The sequence below is a fragment of the Streptomyces sp. NPDC002588 genome (assembly GCF_040295925.1).
GTDB lineage: Bacteria > Actinomycetota > Actinomycetes > Streptomycetales > Streptomycetaceae > Streptomyces.
Window position 1 is genome coordinate 44702 of sequence record NZ_JBEOWF010000001.1, and the last position, 15342, is coordinate 60043.

Sequence of the window (15342 nt, forward strand, 5' to 3'; positions counted from 1 at the left end):
CACTCACCGGGTGGCGTACATGCGGGTGCGGGTGATCACGGTCCAGGCGGCCAGCAGGCCGACCGCGAGCATGGCCAGCGACAGCGCGGCGGCCTTGCCGAAGTCGCCGTCCTGGGTGGCGTAGACGTAGGCGAGCTGGTTCACGGACCAGGTGGGGCTGATCTGGCCGGGGGCGCCGGTGCCGAGCACGGTGGGTTCCACGAACACCTGGCTGCCGGAGGCGAAGCTGGAGATCAGGACGAAGGCGACGTAGGTGCGGACCATGGGCAGCTTGACGTGCCACATGGTGCGCCAGGCCGAGGCGCCGTCGACCTGGGCGGCCTCCAGGACGTCCTTGGGCAGTGCGGTGAGCGCTCCGTACAGGACGACGATCCAGCCGCCCGCGTGCACCGCGACGCCCATCGCGGCGAGGACGGCGATCAGGCTGCCGCCGGAGAGCGCGTCCGTGGCGCTGCTGACGTCCAGCAGCTTCAGCAGCGGCCCGAACGGACTGTTTGCCGGGCTGACCATGAACAGCCACAGCAGGGCCGCCGCGGATCCGGTGACCGCGCCCGGCAGGTAGTAGACGAGCTGGATGGCGCCGGACGCCCGGCCCGGCCGGGCGTGCAGGGTGAAGGCGAGGGAGAGGACCGTCAGGAGCAGGACCGGCAGCCAGAGCAGGAGGTAGAGGGTGACGTTCTGGGCCGCCTGGCCGAGCCGGTAGTCGTCGAGGACGGCCGTCCAGTTGCGCCCGCCGGCGAAGGAGCCGTCGTGGACGAAGGAAGTCCACAGGGCGTATCCGGCGGGGGCGAGCCCGAAGACGGCGAGGAACAGGGTGTAGGGGCCGACGAGGATCCATACGGCGGTGGTGCGGCCGCGGCGCCGGGGCCGCACCGGTGCGGGTGCGGTGGTTGTCGTCCGGGGGCGGGGTGCGGTCAGTGTCATGGTCCGACCGTGTAGTCGCTGGTTCCGGCCGCCGCGTCCAGCTTGTCCTGCCAGCTCGGGAGGGCCTTCCTGAGGTCGCCGCCGGATTCGGCCGCCTTGCCGACGGTGTCGTTGAAGGTGGTCTGCCAGTCGGCCTCGAAGCGGACGGCGCCGAAGCCGGGGCGCAGCGCGTTCGCGGCCGCGCTGAGGGCGGGCATGGGATCGGAGGCGTAGTAGGGGTCCCGGGACTTGGTCTCGCCCCACTTCCGGGCGGCTGCCGTGAACGCGGGGTAGGTGGGCTGCGCGGCCTGCAGGGTGACATCGGTGGTCATCCAGCGGACGAGGTCCACCGCCTCCTTCGTACGGCCGCCCGCGTGCGCGGAGACGAGGAAGGCGCCGCCACCGACCTGCCCGGCGTACGACTTGGTCTCGCCGGGCCAGGTGGGCATGGCGGCCGCGGCGATCCGCCCCTTGGGGATCTTGAAGGCGGGCCCGAACATGAAGTCGCCGAACCAGGCGGGGCCCGGCAGCATGAGGATCTTGTTCTGAGTGCCGAGCTTGGCGAAGGCGGGGTCGGTGGGTACGACCATCGTGACCGCCTTGGCCTCGGCGAGCGGCTGGAGGAGGTCGGCGACCCGGGTGCAGCTCGGCTGGGTGAGGTCGATCCGGACCTTGGTGAGGCTGAGGGTGTCGCGGGTGGGGCAGCCGCTGCTGCCGAAGTAGACGCCCGCGCCGTACTTGCCGTTGATCGCTCCGACGACGGTGCCGGGGTGGTCCTCGGCCGCCTTCAGCCCCACCTGCCGGTACTCGGCCCAGGTCCTGGGGACGTCGTAGCCGTAACTCTTCATCAGCTTCGCGTCGTACCAGAGGACGGTCGGTGCGATGTCGTTGCGCAGACAGTACGTCTTGCCGCCGAAGGTGCAGGTGTCGAGGGAGCCGGGGGCGAACCCGTCGCGGACCGACTTCGGGACCAGGCCGTCGAGCGGGGCCGCGTAGCCGAACCTGTCGCTCGCGAGGGTCGCCGCCTCGGCCGGGTTGGCGAGGAAGACGACGTCGGGCCAGCCGCTCTTGCTGCGGTTGGCGAGCGACACCTTCGTGGGGACGTAGCCCGCGTCGGGCGGGATGGTGACGATGCGCATCTTCACGTCCGGATGCGCCTTCTCGTACTGCTGGGCCGCCGCGGTGCGGGTGTTGTCGACCCACACCAGCAACTCGCCCTTGCCGTCAGCCGAGTCGCCACCACCGGTGCCGCCGCAGCCGGCCAGCAGCAGCGCCGCGGTCGCAATGGCCAACGTCGGGGTGCGCCAACTCTGGGCCGGACGCCATCTCTTCATCGACAACCACCTGCCACCTCTACGCGGGAGGGTTGGATTGCGATAGTTTTCGCAATCCACGACCGCTTCGGAAACGTAGGAGATTCATCGGATGACGTCAACAGTCGGGACAGGATCCGGCGAACCGAGACGGCGCACCCTGGCCGAAATCGCCGAAGAGGCGGGCGTTTCCGTGTCCACCATCTCCAAGGTGCTGCACGACAGATCCGATGTCTCGGCGGGTACCAGGGCCAAGGTGCAGCGCCTGCTGGAGAAGCACGGCTACCTCGCGCGGCAGCGGCCCTCGGCCACCGCGGCTCCGCCCGGCGGGCTGATCGACCTGGTCATCAACGAGCTGGACAGCCCGTGGGCGGTGGAGCTGATCCGGGGCGCGGAGGACGTGCTGCACGAGGCGGGCATGGGTCTGGTCGTGTCGGCGACGCACGGCCGGCAGAAGCGGGCGCGCCAGTGGCTCGACTCGCTGGCCACGCGCCCGACGCGCGGCGCGATCCTGATCGTCCCCGAACTCACCCCGGAGCAGCAGGGGGACCTCGCGGGTCTCGGTATTCCGTACGCCCTGGTCGCGCCGATCGACGAACCCGCACCCGGCACGCCCTGGGTGGGTGCCACCAACTGGCCCGGCGGGCTGGCCGCGACCCGTCACCTCGTCGAGCTCGGTCACCGGCGCATCGCCGTGATCAGCGGTCCCGAACGCAGGCTGACCTCACGCGCCCGGGTGGACGGCTACCGCTCGGCGCTGACGGAGGCCGGGCTGCCCTTCGATCCGGAACTGGTCCGCTACGGCGACTTCACCCACGGTCTCGCCTACCGGCACGCCCTGGATCTGCTGGCGTTGCCCGACCGCCCCACCGCCGTCTTCGCGGGCAGTGACCACCAGGCGCTGGGCACCTACCGTGCGGCGGCCGAGCTGGGACTGCGCATCCCCCAGGAGGTGAGCGTGGTCGGCTTCGACGACCTGCCGTTCGCGGACTGGGTGACCCCGCGGCTGACGACCGTACGCACCCCTCTCGCCGACATGACCGCGCTCGCCGCCCGCATGGTGCTGCGGCTGCTGTCGGGGCAGGAACCGGAGACGACGCGGGTGGAGGTGGCCACGGAACTGGTCGTGCGCGAGAGCAGCGGACCGCCGGCGGGCTGACGGCCAACGGCTCGCTCGGACGTCCCGCGCAGGTGGGGGCGGCCCACCGGCAAGGCGACGGCCTGGACCCGGGCGGTCCATGGGCCGTCTGCGGCGGCAGCGGCGGGCGTCGTCTCCGCCCCGTCCACGCCGCAGCCGGGCGCCGGTGGGCTGATGCCCCGCCGAGAGGTCGCCCGGTCTCGTCCCCCAACTGTCCGGCCCGTCGGAGCGGCGAGCTCTAGGGCGTGTTTCGAAAGTGGCGTCGTCTGCCCGAAGGGCAGGCCTGGCGGCGTCGCGACGGGGCGAACGTTGCCTGCCGCGGCACTAGGCTGGCGTCGGAGGTGGTCAAGTGGTCGAGAAGGTCGCTGAGTTGGGCGGGTCATCGCAGTCCACGACCGTCGTGGTCATCGGCGCGGGCCCGGCCGGTCTGACGGTTGCCAACCTGCTGCGGTGCTGCGGGATCGACTGTGTCGTTCTGGAGCGCCGGAGTCGTGAGTATGTGGCGCAGCGCCAGCGGGCCGGCATCGTCGAGACCCGCGCGGTCCGGATGTTCGACTCCTGGGGGCTGGCCGACCGTGTCCTGGGCGGTGTGCCGTACGACGGCATCCTGGAGTTCCGGGTGGACGGTGAGACCCACCTCGTGTCCGACAGCGACGGCTCCGAGGGCCCCGCGGCCCGCCTGTGTCCGCAGCAGATCCTGGTGCAGAGGCTGACCGCCAACTACCTCGCCGAGGGTGGCGACCTCCGGTTCGAGGTCGCCGATGTCTCCCTGGACGGCCTGACCACCGACCGCCCGGTCGTCCGCTACCGCGCCGCCGACGGGGTCCTGCACACCATCACCTGCAGCTTCGTCGCCGGTTGCGACGGCGACCACGGCATCAGCCGCACCGCCGTCCCCGACGGGGTCCTCACCGCTCACGCCTTCGACCACGGCATCAGCTGGCTCACCGTCCTCGCCGACTCCCCGCCCCCGGCCCACCCCCTCTTCGCCGTCAGCCCGCAGGGCTTCGCCGCCCACTTCCCCCGCGGCCCGCACACCAGCCGCTACTACCTGCAGTGTCCGCCCGACGACCAGCCGGACGCCTGGCCCGACACCCGCGTCTGGGACGCACTGCGCAGCCGGCTCGCCGACCCCGCCCTCGTCTCCGGCCCGATCACCGACCGCGAGATGTTCCGGCTGCGCAGCCTCGTCCACGAACCCATGCAGTACGGCCGCCTCTTCCTCGTCGGCGACGCCGCGCACATCATCTCGCCCATGGGCGGCAAGGGCATGAACCTCGCCCTCTACGACGCCGACATCTTCGCCCGCGCCGTCCGGGACTTCGTACGCGACCGGGACGACACCGCCCTGCGCGCCTACTCGCAGCGTGCCCTGCGCCGCGTGTGGAACGATCAGGAGTTCTCCCACTGGCTGACCCGCGCGCTGCACGACGCCGGTGACGCAACCGGCTCCGGTTCGTACCTGCGCGGGGTGGCCCGCGCCCGTCTCGACCGGCTCTTCACTTCCCCCACCGCGGCCCGCGGCTTCGCGGAAATCATGACGGGAGTGGACCTCGGGTGAAGCGGGTTCGCCACAGGTCGCGGAGCAGCGCGATCTCGGCCATGTGGTGGATGAACTCGAGGTTGGCCCCCGCCAGCACGGTGATGAACGGGTCGTCGGGGTCGGAGCCGTAGGGGTACTGCGAGAAGCCGACCGTGTCGAGTTGCTCGTCGGTGACGGTGGCGACGCTGTCGCGCCAGCGGTCGATCACCGCCCAGAACCGCTCAAGGGTCAAGGCGGCGGAGGGGGTGAAGTCGACCATCAGCTTCGGATCCTGCCGCTTTTCACCGAACGCCCACTCCCATCCGCCCGCGAACTCGAAGTGCAGGTGGCCCAGCCGCCACGCGATGGTCGTGATCGGTGTCACGTCGGGCTCCGGCGCACCGTTGTGGGCGAGGACCTGCTCGACCCGCTCGACACTCACGTTCCAGTCCTCGGCGATCTTCGCGAGGGTCATCCCGTCGGCGGCCTGCCGGGCCACCTCGGCGTACTCGCTCGCGGGGATGTCCGGGGCGCCCAGGTCGAGCACCCAGTCTCCCGGTCCGAACGCCCTGGGTGTCACCGCCTCGCCCCGGCGCCGGAGCGACCAGCAACCGGGCACCGGCTCCCACAGGTACTCCTCGTCGCCGAGCCCTGTCAGCCGCACCTGGGCCATCTCCCTGGCCTTGTCGAACTGCTCGAGCAGTAAGCCCAGACGGTCCGTTCGCGCACCCTCGGTCTCCACGCGTGGCTCCCCTCGTCATCGCGTCGCGTATCTCACCGCGCCCAGGCGGAAGCTAACGGCTCAGTTCACGGGGCGCGACCGATTTCCCGGCCACGGTGATACCTGTCAGGCATCACAGCGCACCGGTTCGGTGTTGGATCACCGCTCGGGCGACGGGCCGGCAGCTGGACGACGTCCTTTTCATCCGCACGGCTGGGACCCTCACGACGCCGACCGGCGCGCAGGGCCGCGAGGGTCACAGCCGTGTGGCCGTGCGGATCAGTCCGGCGAGGGCGAGGGAGCGGCTGTGCGCGGGCCAGGCGATGTGGGTGACGACGGGGGGTGCGTCGGTGAGGGGGACGGCGGTGTGCTCGGCCCAGAGCCAGGCGCGGGCGGAGTCGGGGAAGACGGCCACGGTGCGTCCGAGGGCGATCAACTGGGCCAGCTGCGTCTGGTCGTGGATCTCGGGGCCCGGGCCGGGCGGATACGTGCCGTCGTGGGACCAGCGGGCGAGCGGAAGACCGGGGATGTCGCTGACGTCGGCCAGGGACAGGGTCCTGTGTGCGGCGAGGGGGTGCCCGGCGGGCAGGATGGCGATCTGCCCCTCGGTCAGCAGTTCCTCACTGTCGAATCCGGCGAGGGAGTTGAACGGCGCGTGCATGAGCGCCACATCGGCGCGGCCGTCGCGCAGCATCTCTCCCTGCTCGCACGTGCCGCTCGGCAGCACCTCGATCTCGGCGGCGTCGGGCTCGGCCGCGTAGGCGTCGAGGAGCTTGTGCAGCAGCTCGTGGGACGCGGCGGCCTTCACCGCCAGCACCAGTCGGTTGCGGGGGGCGCCCGCGCTGTCGGCGCCGCCGGCGCGACGGGTTCGGCGGGCGGCGGCGGTGGTCGCGTCGAGGGCCGCGCGGCCCTCGTGCAGCAGCATCTCTCCGGCGCCGGTCAGGGCGACGCCGCGGCGGTTGCGTTCCAGCAGGCGGACGCCGAGGCGCCGCTCGAGCTGCTGGATCGCCCGGGACAGCGGTGGCTGGGCCATGCCGAGGCGCTCGGCGGCGCGGCCGAAGTGCAGTTCCTCGGCGACGGCGACGAAGTACCTCAACTCGCGGGTCTCCAAGGTGTCCACGGCCACACCATACCCCGGTGATACCGGACGGGTATGACAGGGCACCAGGTCGGTATTGGATGCACCACTCGTCCGCGAGCGACCATCGACGGCAGGGGGGAAGCGAGGTCCGCGCCGGTGACCGGCACGGACGCGGGGTGCCGTCGACGAACGGCGCGCCAGGAGCGAACAGCCCTCCGCAGTATCCGGCTCAGCACGAAAGACACAGGCATGAACACACCCTCCACGTCACTGCCCGGCGGCACCTGGACCCTGGGCGATCTGACCGTCACCCGCTTCGGCTACGGCGCCATGCAGCTCGCCGGCCCCTGGGTCATGGGCCCGCCCGCCGACCCCGACGGTGCGCTCGCCGTCCTGCGCGAGGTCGCCGACCTCGGGATCACCCACATCGACACCTCCGGAGCCTACGGACCACGCGTCACCAACCAGCTGATCCGTGAAGCGCTGCAGCCCCGTCCGGCATCGCTGCACATCGTGACCAAGGTCGGCGCGGTCCGCGACCAGGAGGGCGGCTGGCCCCCTGCCCGGAAGCCCGAGGACCTGCGCCGCGCCGTCCGCGAGAACCTCGAGGACCTCGGCCTCGATGCGCTCGACGTGGTCAACCTCCGGCTCGGCGACGCCCAGGGCCCGCAGCCCGGCTCGCTCGCCGAGCCCTTCGAGACCCTCGTCGAACTCCAGCAGCAGGGCCTGATCCGGCACCTCGGAGTGAGCAACGCGACGGTGGAACAGGTCGCCGAGGCGCAGACGATCGCCCCGATCGTGTGCGTGCAGAACATGTACAACCTCGCCCACCGCCGCGACGACGACCTGATCGACGATCTCGTCGGCAAGGGCATCGCCTACGTGCCCTTCTTCCCGCTCGGCGGCTTCACCCCGCTGCAGTCCACGGCGCTTTCCGCCGTGGCCGCCCGGCTGGACGCGAGTCCGATGTCGGTCGCGCTGGCCTGGCTGCTGAAGCGGTCGCCGAACATCCTGCTCATCCCCGGCACCTCGTCGATGGCGCACCTGCGCGAGAACGTCGCCGGCGCGGGACTCCCGCTCTCCGCCGACGACCTCGCCGAGTTGGACAAGATCGGCCGCTAGGGTCCGGCCCCGGTTCGCGCACGGCCTCCGGGGACTGCGTGCCACGAGGGAGGGGCCGCCCGGCAGCCGGCCACCACGTCCCGCCGGGCGGCGACGGGCCGTGGTGGCCGGTCCAAGGTGCGCGCGCGGCGTGGGATCACGGCCTTCAGGGGTTGCCGACGACCTCGCCGGCGTCGTCGGCGCCGGCCGCGTCGTCCTTCGCCATGCGGAGGAAGCGCCGGATCGTTTCGACCGGCATGTCGAGCCCGTCGGACGCGCTCTTCTCGTCGCCGAACACCTGCACCGCCTCGGTGACCGCCACGGCCAGTTCTGCCTCCGCCTTGTGGACCTTGGCCTCGGCCTTGTCCACGGTGTCGACCACCGACAGCTGGCGGCGCTGCTTCTCCTGGAGTCTCTGTTTGCGGGAAAGCGTCTTGTCGGAGTTCTGCACAGTCATGACCAAGATCATAATCAGCGGGGTGCGCACCCACGAAATCCTCAACTCACGATTCCTGCTGTGAGTTCGGGCGTAAGGACTGGCGCGGCACCCGGCAGTTTCGATATGTCATGCCTCTGCCACCACCCGAAGTGCCGGAGTGAAAGGAACTCCCGTGCGTCTGCGCCCCCTGCGCGCCCTGTGCGGCACCGCCGCGCTCGCCCTGACCCTGCCCGTCCTGTCGGCCGGCCAGGCATCGGCCGCCGTCCCCGCCTACCCGGTCTATCTGCAGAACTACGCCACCGGCCTGAACGCGGCCGACAGCGGCGGCACCGTCGCCGCGCACAACCCGAAGGGCAACGAGGACCACCAGCAATGGACCCCGGCCGGCGTCGACGGCGGCTACCAGTTGCGGAACGCCGACGAGTCCGGCACCTGCCTCGGGCGCAGCGGCACGTCCGCGGTGACCGCCGCCTGCGGGGCGGAGGGCACCACCTGGACGATCACCGCCGGCGCGGACGGCACCTACACCGTGAGCGTCCCCGGCACTTCGCAGTACCTCTCCGCATCCTCGTCCGACTCCGGCGCCGTACAGCTCGGCTCATCCGGCGACCTCGCCCGCTGGTACCTCACCCCGGTGGCGTACGCGACGGCCCAGATGCCGTCCGCGGACGCCCGGACCCTGGACCAGGTCACGTTCCTCACCGCGCACAACGCCTTCGCCAACGGCGTCGACGGCGACTTCGCCTCGTTCCCGGTGAATCTGTTCCCCAACCAGAACTACGGCGTCAGCCGACAACTCGCCGACGGCGTCCGCGGTTTCATGCTCGACGACTACGCCGTCTCCGGACAGGCCGTGCTCTGCCACAACAGCTGTGACGGCGTGAGCAGCCCCGTCCCGCTCGCCACCGACCTGCAGCGCGTCGTCGACTTCCTCAAGGCCGACCCCGGGCGGTTCGTCACCGTGTTCCTCGAGGACTACGCCTCCTCCGACGTGCTGAAGTCCTCCCTGGCCTCCGTGAGCGGGCTGTACGACGTGCTGTACCGGCCCGACCAGGACGGCGTGGCGACCACCGGCTGGCCGACCATGGCCGACCTCGCCGCACGCGGAAAGCAGCTCCTGATCTTCAGCGACCGGACCCGGGCGAGCGACACCGCGAACGGCTGGACCACCCGGGACACCTTCGGCGTGATGTACCAGCGCGAGTGGACGGTCGAGAACTACTGGTCCATGGGCGGCGGGCTCGGCAACTCCGACTGGTCCTGCTACAGCCGCTGGGGCACCGGCCGGCCGCTGACCGTGGACTCGGCCGCCTTCCACCCGCTGTCCGTGATGAACCACTTCAGGGACTACACGATCGGCTCGACGGCCCAGACGGACAACGGCAAACTCCTCAACCGTGCGCAGAACTTCTGCACACCCGCCGCGCGCAAGAAGCCCAACTACCTCGCCGTGGACCGCTACGACCTGGGCTCCCCCACTCCGCTCAGCACGGTCGACACCCTCAACACCTACATCCTCACGCCCGGTCAGTGAGCGACGGCCCGCCCGCGAGTTCCCGGAGGGTCCGGGCCTCGCGGGCGAGGAGCCTCTCGTCGTCGTCCGGGACGAACTCCAGGAGGACGTCGAGGGCTCTGCCGTCCAGGCGTGCGAGGGCCGCGCGCCACAGGTCGGCGCGGGCGGCGAGGGGCTGGCGGGTCGTCCCGGGCCACCAGGAGAAGGCGTGCACGGCGGCCACCTGGTCGATCACCGTGTCGAGGCCGGCCAACGCCTCCGCGTCCGGGAGGTCGAGCGGCGGCTGCCAGTACGTGCGGACGTCGGGGCGTCCGACCTCCTCCAGCAGGCGGAGGGTGCGACCGGCGCCGTCGGTCAGGGTGTTCCGGTGGAACTCGTAGGCGAGTCGGATGCCCGCGTCGGCCGCGCGCCGCGCCGCCCGGCGGGTGTCCGCCACGACCGCCGCCCGCCGTTCCGGGCTCGTCGCCTCGGTGCCCGTGGCGCCCGCCCAGATGCGGACACGGGGCGCGCCCAGCCGTACGGCCGCGCGCAGCACCGGCCCGAACTCCGCCGGGTCGGAGTGTCCCGCACGGTAGTAGGAGCCGTACGACGCCACCGTCAGGCCCGCCGCCTCGGTGGCGTCCCGCACCCGCGCCGCGGTGTCCGTGTCGCCTGCCGGTACGTGGATGTCGGCGCCCCATTCCACACACTCCAGGCCCGCTTCCGCCGCCGCCTTCAGCACGTCTGCCACGTCGAGATGGCGCAGCGTGACGGAGCACAGGCCCAGGCGTGCCGTCATGCCCGCTCCTCGGTGACCTCGGGGCCGCCTTCACCGAGGCGGACGACCGTGCGGGTGCCGTCGGCCCAGCGGGCGGTGAGGACGAGGCCGTCGGCGCCGGCGGTGACCTGGCCGGCGAGCGGGGGCGGGTCGGGCTCGGCGGTGAGGGAGGCGAGCGCGGCGAACACCGTGCCGGCCTCGTCTTCGCCGACGGTTCCGGTGAGTTCGGGGACGAGGGCCCAGGGGCCGTACGCGGTGCCCTGCGGGGCGCGGACGGTGCGGTGCGTGTGCCAGCCGTGCAGACCGAGGAGCCGGCCGGTCACCTCGGGGCCGTCGAGGCGGATCTCCTCGGTCTCGGCGGGGGCGGCTTCCGGCGGCAGGGCGACCGCCCAGCCGGTGAGATGGACCGCTGTGCCCGGCGGCACCCCGACGGTTCGGTGGACGCGCAGTTCGAGGCTGCCGCGGGCCAGCGTCAGGCTCTCGATGCGGGCGGCGGGCAGGACGGGTCCGCCTTCGGGGAAGACCGGGCGGTGCCAGGAGGCGAGCCAGTCCGGGCCGGCGGCGAGGGGGTGGATGCGGACGCGGGCGCTGCGGGTGCCGCGGGCCTCCAGGGCGATGTGGTTGTCGGGGGTGTTGGCGGCGCTGGTGGGGCCGGTGCGGGTGGAGTAGGCCAGGCGGGCGTAGAGGGGGTTGCCCGGGGCCTGCTCCGGTTCGCTCGGGTGGAGTTTGCAGCTGCCGTGGTTGTGCAGGCGTACCAGGCCGTCGGCGGAGGTCGTCTGGACGAGCAGCCCGGGAGCGGGCAGCGCGAGCACCCGGTCGGCGGCCTCGGCGGGGGCGGGCTCCTCCGGTGCCGTCCACACCGGGTCCTCGGGCGGCAGGAGCAGGGCGAGGAAGGCCTTCGACGCCCAGTACGGGGAGCCGGGACCCGAGTAGCGCTGGAGGGTCGCCTCGTGCGGGCCGTACCAGCCGAGGGTGAGGACGCCGTCCGAGGTGAGGGCGCCCCGGTCGAGGAAGTGGCGCAGGGCTCCGCTGAGGATGCGGCGGGTGGCGCCGGGAGCAAGCGGGGTGTGGCCGGTGAGGGCACCGAGTCCCACCGCGGCGGTCGCGGCGAAGCGGTACGTCAGGGAGCGGCCGTGGTGGATCGGGGCGCCGTTCGCGTCGAAGAGGAGGGCGAAGCCGTCGAGGAACTCGCGCAGCCGGGCGCCGAGTCGGTCGAGCAGGGGGAGGTCCTGGGCGAGGTGGGCGTGCAGGAGGGGGTAGAGGTGCAGGGCCCAGCCGTTGTAGTGGTCGAAGGCGCGGCCGTCGCCGTCGGAGTACCAGCCCTGGCCGCGGTACCAGCCGTCCAGAAGACCGAGGCCCCGTTCGATCGCGCGGCTCGTGTCGGTGTCGCCGCGTCCGACGGACTCCAGGAAACCCGCGACCGTCAGCGGGAACAGGTACCAGTTGTTGGGCGCGGGGGTGTGGGTGAGCGCGCCGCGCAGCCAGCGTTCCACCCGGTCCTGGTCGGCGGCGGGCAGGGTGTCCCAGGTCCAGGGCCTGGTGAGCCGCAGGGCGAGGGCCACCGAGGCGGACTCCACCATGGGCTGGCCCTGGATGCCGTGGTGGCCGATCCCGGGCCAGGACTCGGTGTCTTCACGGCCGGGGGTGCGGGTGCCGTGGGCGATGCCGGCGGTGTAGCGCTCCAGGAAGCCGTGCGGGTCCTTGCCGGAGTCTCCGGCGGTGCGCAGGGCGGCCAGCAGGAACGTACGGGCGAAGCCTTCCAGGCCGTCGGAGCGGACGCCGGACTTCGAGGGCGGTCCGGGCAGGTCGACGAGGGCGTGGCCGGGCGTGGCGTAGCGGAGAGCGGCGGTGAGGAGGTGGTCGGCCGTCGCTTCCCAGTGGGCGCGGGTGTAGCCGGTACGGGGGCTGAGCGTGCGGTCCTCGGGCGGGAGGGGGAGCGGGAGTTCGGGCATGGCCGGGCCACGTCTCCTGTTCGTTTCGGGCTGCCTCAGGCGAGGCGGGCCAGGCGTTCGGGGCGGACCGGGTGGGCGAAGGGCCGGCCGAGGACGTACGACTCGACCTCGGCCAGGGCCAGTTCGGCGAGGCGGCGCAGCTCGCCGCCCTTGGAACCGGCGATGTGGGGGGTGAGCAGGACGTGCGGACAGTCGTAGAGCGGCGAGTCGGCGGGCAGCAGGTCCGGTTCGGTGACGTCCAGGACGGCGTGGATGCGGCCGGGGAGCACCTCGTCGACGAGGGCGTCCTGGTCGACGACGGCGCCGCGCGCGGTGTTGATCAGGGTCGATCCCGGGCGCATCCGTGCCAGCAGCTCCCGGCTGACCAGGCCGCGGGTCTCCGGCAGCAGCGGTGTGTGGACGCTGACGACGTCACCGCGCTCGAACAGCTCCGGGAGCGGGACGGGGTGCGTGCCGAGGGCGCGGGCCTCGGTGTCGGTGACGTAGGGGTCGTGGAGGAGGACCGTGAGGTCGTGCGGTCGGAGCAGTTCGATGACCCGGCGGCCGATGACCGAGGCGCTCAGGATGCCCACCGTGCGCCGGTAGTTGCCCGCGTCGGGGTGGCGTTCGTTCCAGTCGACGCGCCGGCGTTCGGCGCGGTAGACGCGGGCGGTCTCCAGGACGCGTTTGTTGGCGAGCAGGATCATGGCGAGGGTGTACTCGGCGACGGGGACCGCGTTGGCCGCGGCGGCCGACGACACCTGGAGTCCTCGGTCCCAGCAGGCGGGCGTGATGTGGTGGCGGACCGTGCCCGCGGTGTGCACGACCGCGCGCAGCCGGGGCGCGGCGTCCAGCACGGCCGTGTCGAGGGGCGGGCAGCCCCAGCCGGTGACGAGCAGTTCGGCGTCGGCGAGCGCGCGGTGCGCGGCGGGGGTGGTCAGATCGTCCAGGACGAGGTGCGGGTCGATGTCGGTGAGGTCCGCGAGGCGGGCCCGTATGTCGTCGTCGAGGACCTGGCGGGCGGTCTTCTGCGCCATGGCGAGGACGGCGCGGGGCCGGTGGGCGGGTCCGGGGCCGGTCACTTGACGCTCCCTGCGGTCAGGCCCGACCTCCAGTACCGCTGGAGCGTCACGAACGCGACGATCAGCGGGACGACGGCGAGCAGCGAGCCGATGACGACGAGCGGGTAGTACTCGGGCGAGACGGTGGCGGAGCTGTTCCAGGTGTAGAGGCCGAGGCTGAGCGGATACAGGTGTTCGTCGGAGAGCATCACCATCGGGAGGAAGAAGTTGTTCCAGATGGCGGTGAGCTGGAAGAGGAAGACGGTGACGAATCCGGGGCCGAGCATGCGCAGGCTGACCCGCACATAGGTCTGCAGCTCCCCCGCGCCGTCCACCCGGGAGGCCTCCAGCACCTCGTTCGGCACATAGCCGCTGCTGAGCAGGCGGGCCAGGTAGACGCCGAACGGGTTGAACAGCACCGGGACGAACACCGCCCAGAAGGTGTTCACCAGGCCGATGTTGGACGCGACCAGGTAGAGCGGCAGGGCGAGGACCGTGGGCGGGACCATGACGCCGGTGAGGACGAGCCCGAACAGCTTCTCCTTGTGCGGGAATTCGTACTTGTCGAAGGCGTATCCGGCGGCGACGCTGACGAACGAGCCGACGAAGGCGCCGACGACGGCGTACAGCAGGCTGTTGACGTACCAGCGGCCGTAGATGCCGTCCTCCATGGAGAACAGGTCGGTCAGGTTGCGCCCCAGGGAGAAGTCGCCGAAGGAGAGGATGTCGCTGCCGAACAGGGCGTCGGAGTTCTTGGTGGCGGCCAGCAGGAGCCACAGGCCGGGCAGCAGTGTGTAGAGGGCGGCCAGCAGGACGACCGCGTTGGCGACGCCACGGCTGGTCAGTCTGCCGCCGAGGGAGCGGGCGGGGGGCGGTGCGAGGGCGGTCATCGTGCGCTCCGTTCCCGGCGGCCCGCCCACCTGGTCACCGCGTACGACAGGGCGCAGGTGACGACGAGGAGGATGACGGAGGCGGCGGAGGCCAGGCCGTAGTTGTTGCGGCGGAAGGCGGCGTCGTAGATGTACATGTTGGGCGTGTAGCGGGAGTTGACCATCGGTGTGGCCTGGTTCATCAGGGTGGGCTCGGTGAACAGCTGGAGCGCGCCGATCAGCGCGAACATACACACCATCACGACGGATCCCCGGATGATGGGCACCTTCACCTGGAGCGCGGTGCGCAGACCGCCGGCGCCGTCGATGGTGGCCGCCTCGATCACCTCGCGCGGCAGCGCCTGGAGGGCGGCGTAGAAGATCACCATGTTGTAGCCGAGGCCGCTCCACAGGGCGATGTTGACCATGGAGGGCAGGACGGTGTGCAGGCCGAGGAAGTCGACCTGGACGTCCGCCCGGGCGAACAGCCTGACGACCGGGCTGAGGCCGGGGGTGTAGAGGTACAGCCAGATGACGGCGGCGATGATGCCCGGCACGGCGTGCGGCAGGTAGAGCATCATCTGCGCGGTGCGGCGCAGCCGCACGAGGCCGGAGTCGAGGAGCAGGGCGAGTGCGAGCGCGCCGGCCACGACCACCGGGACGAAGATCACGCAGTAGAGGGCGATCACCCCGAATCCGGAGCGGAAGCTGGGATCGCCGAGGACCGCGAGATAGCTGCGCAGGCCGGTGAAGACGGTGGTGCCGCCGCCGAAGCCGAGACCTTTGTGGTCCTCGGAGAAGAGGCTGAGGTAGATCGCGTAGCCGACGGGGACGAGGAACACGGCGACGAGCAGGGCCGTGAACGGGGCGAGGAGCGCGGCGCAGGCGAGGCCCTGCTGGCGGCGTCCGGCGCGACGGGGGCGGGGTGTGCGCGGGAGGGGCTTCGGGGTTCCCGTGCGTTCTTCCGGGGAGAGCACTGTGCTCACGGCTGCA

At 71.9% G+C, this 15342-nt stretch carries 14 protein-coding genes; 4 read left to right on the forward strand and 10 right to left on the reverse strand.

The genetic code is table 11. The features are described 5' to 3' along the window. Positions 1 to 3: 3 nt before the first annotated feature. Entirely contained in the window at positions 4 to 924 is a 921-nt protein-coding gene (locus tag ABT057_RS00200; protein WP_352339823.1) for a carbohydrate ABC transporter permease, read from the reverse strand. Continuing rightward, a complete protein-coding gene (locus tag ABT057_RS00205) occupies positions 921 to 2237 on the reverse strand; it encodes an ABC transporter substrate-binding protein (protein WP_352339825.1) in 1317 nt (438 codons plus the stop codon). The genes ABT057_RS00200 and ABT057_RS00205 overlap by 4 nt, the downstream gene beginning before the upstream one ends. Positions 2238 to 2328: 91 nt before the next feature. Between ABT057_RS00205 and ABT057_RS00210 the strand changes: the two genes are divergently transcribed. Continuing rightward, positions 2329 to 3375, forward strand: coding sequence for a LacI family DNA-binding transcriptional regulator (locus ABT057_RS00210; RefSeq protein WP_352339827.1), 1047 nt, complete (start codon positions 2329 to 2331; stop codon positions 3373 to 3375). A 328-nt stretch (positions 3376 to 3703) separates the two neighbouring features. Then, positions 3704 to 4915 carry a 4-hydroxybenzoate 3-monooxygenase gene (locus tag ABT057_RS00215; RefSeq protein WP_352339829.1) on the forward strand — a complete coding sequence of 404 codons (1212 nt, stop codon included), beginning with the start codon at positions 3704 to 3706 and terminating at the stop codon, positions 4913 to 4915. On the opposite strand, the gene ABT057_RS00220 is transcribed toward ABT057_RS00215, so the two are convergent. Together ABT057_RS00220 and ABT057_RS00225 are read right to left on the reverse strand one after the other, a co-directional pair. Further along, entirely contained in the window at positions 4890 to 5618 is a 729-nt protein-coding gene (locus tag ABT057_RS00220) for a DinB family protein (RefSeq protein WP_352339831.1), read from the reverse strand. The genes ABT057_RS00215 and ABT057_RS00220 overlap by 26 nt on opposite strands. A 235-nt stretch (positions 5619 to 5853) precedes the next feature. Next, positions 5854 to 6717: a LysR family transcriptional regulator gene (locus ABT057_RS00225; RefSeq protein WP_352339833.1), complete on the reverse strand. Its 864-nt coding sequence runs from the start codon at positions 6715 to 6717 to the stop codon at positions 5854 to 5856. Between the two features lie 210 nt (positions 6718 to 6927). On the opposite strand from ABT057_RS00225, the gene ABT057_RS00230 reads away from it, so the two are divergent. Then, positions 6928 to 7800, forward strand: a complete 873-nt coding sequence (locus ABT057_RS00230) for an aldo/keto reductase family oxidoreductase (protein WP_352339835.1) — start codon at positions 6928 to 6930, stop codon at positions 7798 to 7800. A 145-nt stretch (positions 7801 to 7945) separates the two neighbouring features. Here ABT057_RS00230 and ABT057_RS00235 read toward each other — a convergent pair whose 3' ends face one another. Continuing rightward, a complete protein-coding gene (locus ABT057_RS00235) occupies positions 7946 to 8236 on the reverse strand; it encodes a hypothetical protein (protein WP_352339837.1) in 291 nt (96 codons plus the stop codon). A gap of 160 nt (positions 8237 to 8396) precedes the next feature. Between ABT057_RS00235 and ABT057_RS00240 the strand changes: the two genes are divergently transcribed. After that, positions 8397 to 9752: a phosphoinositide-specific phospholipase C-related protein gene (locus ABT057_RS00240; RefSeq protein WP_502973758.1), complete on the forward strand. Its 1356-nt coding sequence runs from the start codon at positions 8397 to 8399 to the stop codon at positions 9750 to 9752. Here the strand turns inward: ABT057_RS00240 and ABT057_RS00245 are convergent. From ABT057_RS00245 to ABT057_RS00265, 5 genes are read right to left on the reverse strand one after another with little or no spacing between them, the layout of a single operon-like run. After that, positions 9736 to 10509 (reverse strand): sugar phosphate isomerase/epimerase family protein, encoded by a 774-nt coding sequence (locus tag ABT057_RS00245; RefSeq protein ID WP_352339841.1) that lies wholly within the window; start codon positions 10507 to 10509, stop codon positions 9736 to 9738. The two genes, ABT057_RS00240 and ABT057_RS00245, sit on opposite strands and share 17 nt — an antisense overlap. Beyond that, on the reverse strand, positions 10506 to 12440 hold the full coding sequence (locus tag ABT057_RS00250) for a DUF2264 domain-containing protein (RefSeq protein WP_352339843.1): 1935 nt from the start codon (positions 12438 to 12440) through the stop codon (positions 10506 to 10508). Before ABT057_RS00250 ends, ABT057_RS00245 begins: the two co-directional genes overlap by 4 nt. Positions 12441 to 12475: 35 nt before the next feature. Beyond that, complete coding sequence (locus ABT057_RS00255; RefSeq protein ID WP_352340574.1) at positions 12476 to 13456, reverse strand: hydroxyacid dehydrogenase; 981 nt, start codon at positions 13454 to 13456, stop codon at positions 12476 to 12478. Between the two features lie 41 nt (positions 13457 to 13497). After that, a complete protein-coding gene (locus tag ABT057_RS00260) occupies positions 13498 to 14370 on the reverse strand; it encodes a carbohydrate ABC transporter permease (protein ID WP_352339845.1) in 873 nt (290 codons plus the stop codon). Next, entirely contained in the window at positions 14367 to 15335 is a 969-nt protein-coding gene (locus tag ABT057_RS00265) for a carbohydrate ABC transporter permease (RefSeq protein ID WP_502973736.1), read from the reverse strand. Before ABT057_RS00265 ends, ABT057_RS00260 begins: the two co-directional genes overlap by 4 nt. Positions 15336 to 15342: the final 7 nt, after the last annotated feature.

Bases quoted from the DNA above. Each gene is read 5' to 3' on its own strand.
- ABT057_RS00210 (WP_352339827.1), top strand. From the start codon at position 2,329: ATGACGTCAACAGTCGGGACAGGATCCGGCGAACCGAGACGGCGCACC.
- ABT057_RS00235 (WP_352339837.1), bottom strand. From the start codon at position 8,236: ATGACTGTGCAGAACTCCGACAAGACGCTTTCCCGCAAACAGAGACTC.
- ABT057_RS00255 (WP_352340574.1), bottom strand. From the start codon at position 13,456: ATGGCGCAGAAGACCGCCCGCCAGGTCCTCGACGACGACATACGGGCC.
- ABT057_RS00200 (WP_352339823.1), bottom strand. From the start codon at position 924: ATGACACTGACCGCACCCCGCCCCCGGACGACAACCACCGCACCCGCA.
- ABT057_RS00205 (WP_352339825.1), bottom strand. From the start codon at position 2,237: ATGAAGAGATGGCGTCCGGCCCAGAGTTGGCGCACCCCGACGTTGGCC.
- ABT057_RS00260 (WP_352339845.1), bottom strand. From the start codon at position 14,370: ATGACCGCCCTCGCACCGCCCCCCGCCCGCTCCCTCGGCGGCAGACTG.
- ABT057_RS00245 (WP_352339841.1), bottom strand. From the start codon at position 10,509: ATGACGGCACGCCTGGGCCTGTGCTCCGTCACGCTGCGCCATCTCGAC.
- ABT057_RS00250 (WP_352339843.1), bottom strand. From the start codon at position 12,440: ATGCCCGAACTCCCGCTCCCCCTCCCGCCCGAGGACCGCACGCTCAGC.
- ABT057_RS00230 (WP_352339835.1), top strand. From the start codon at position 6,928: ATGAACACACCCTCCACGTCACTGCCCGGCGGCACCTGGACCCTGGGC.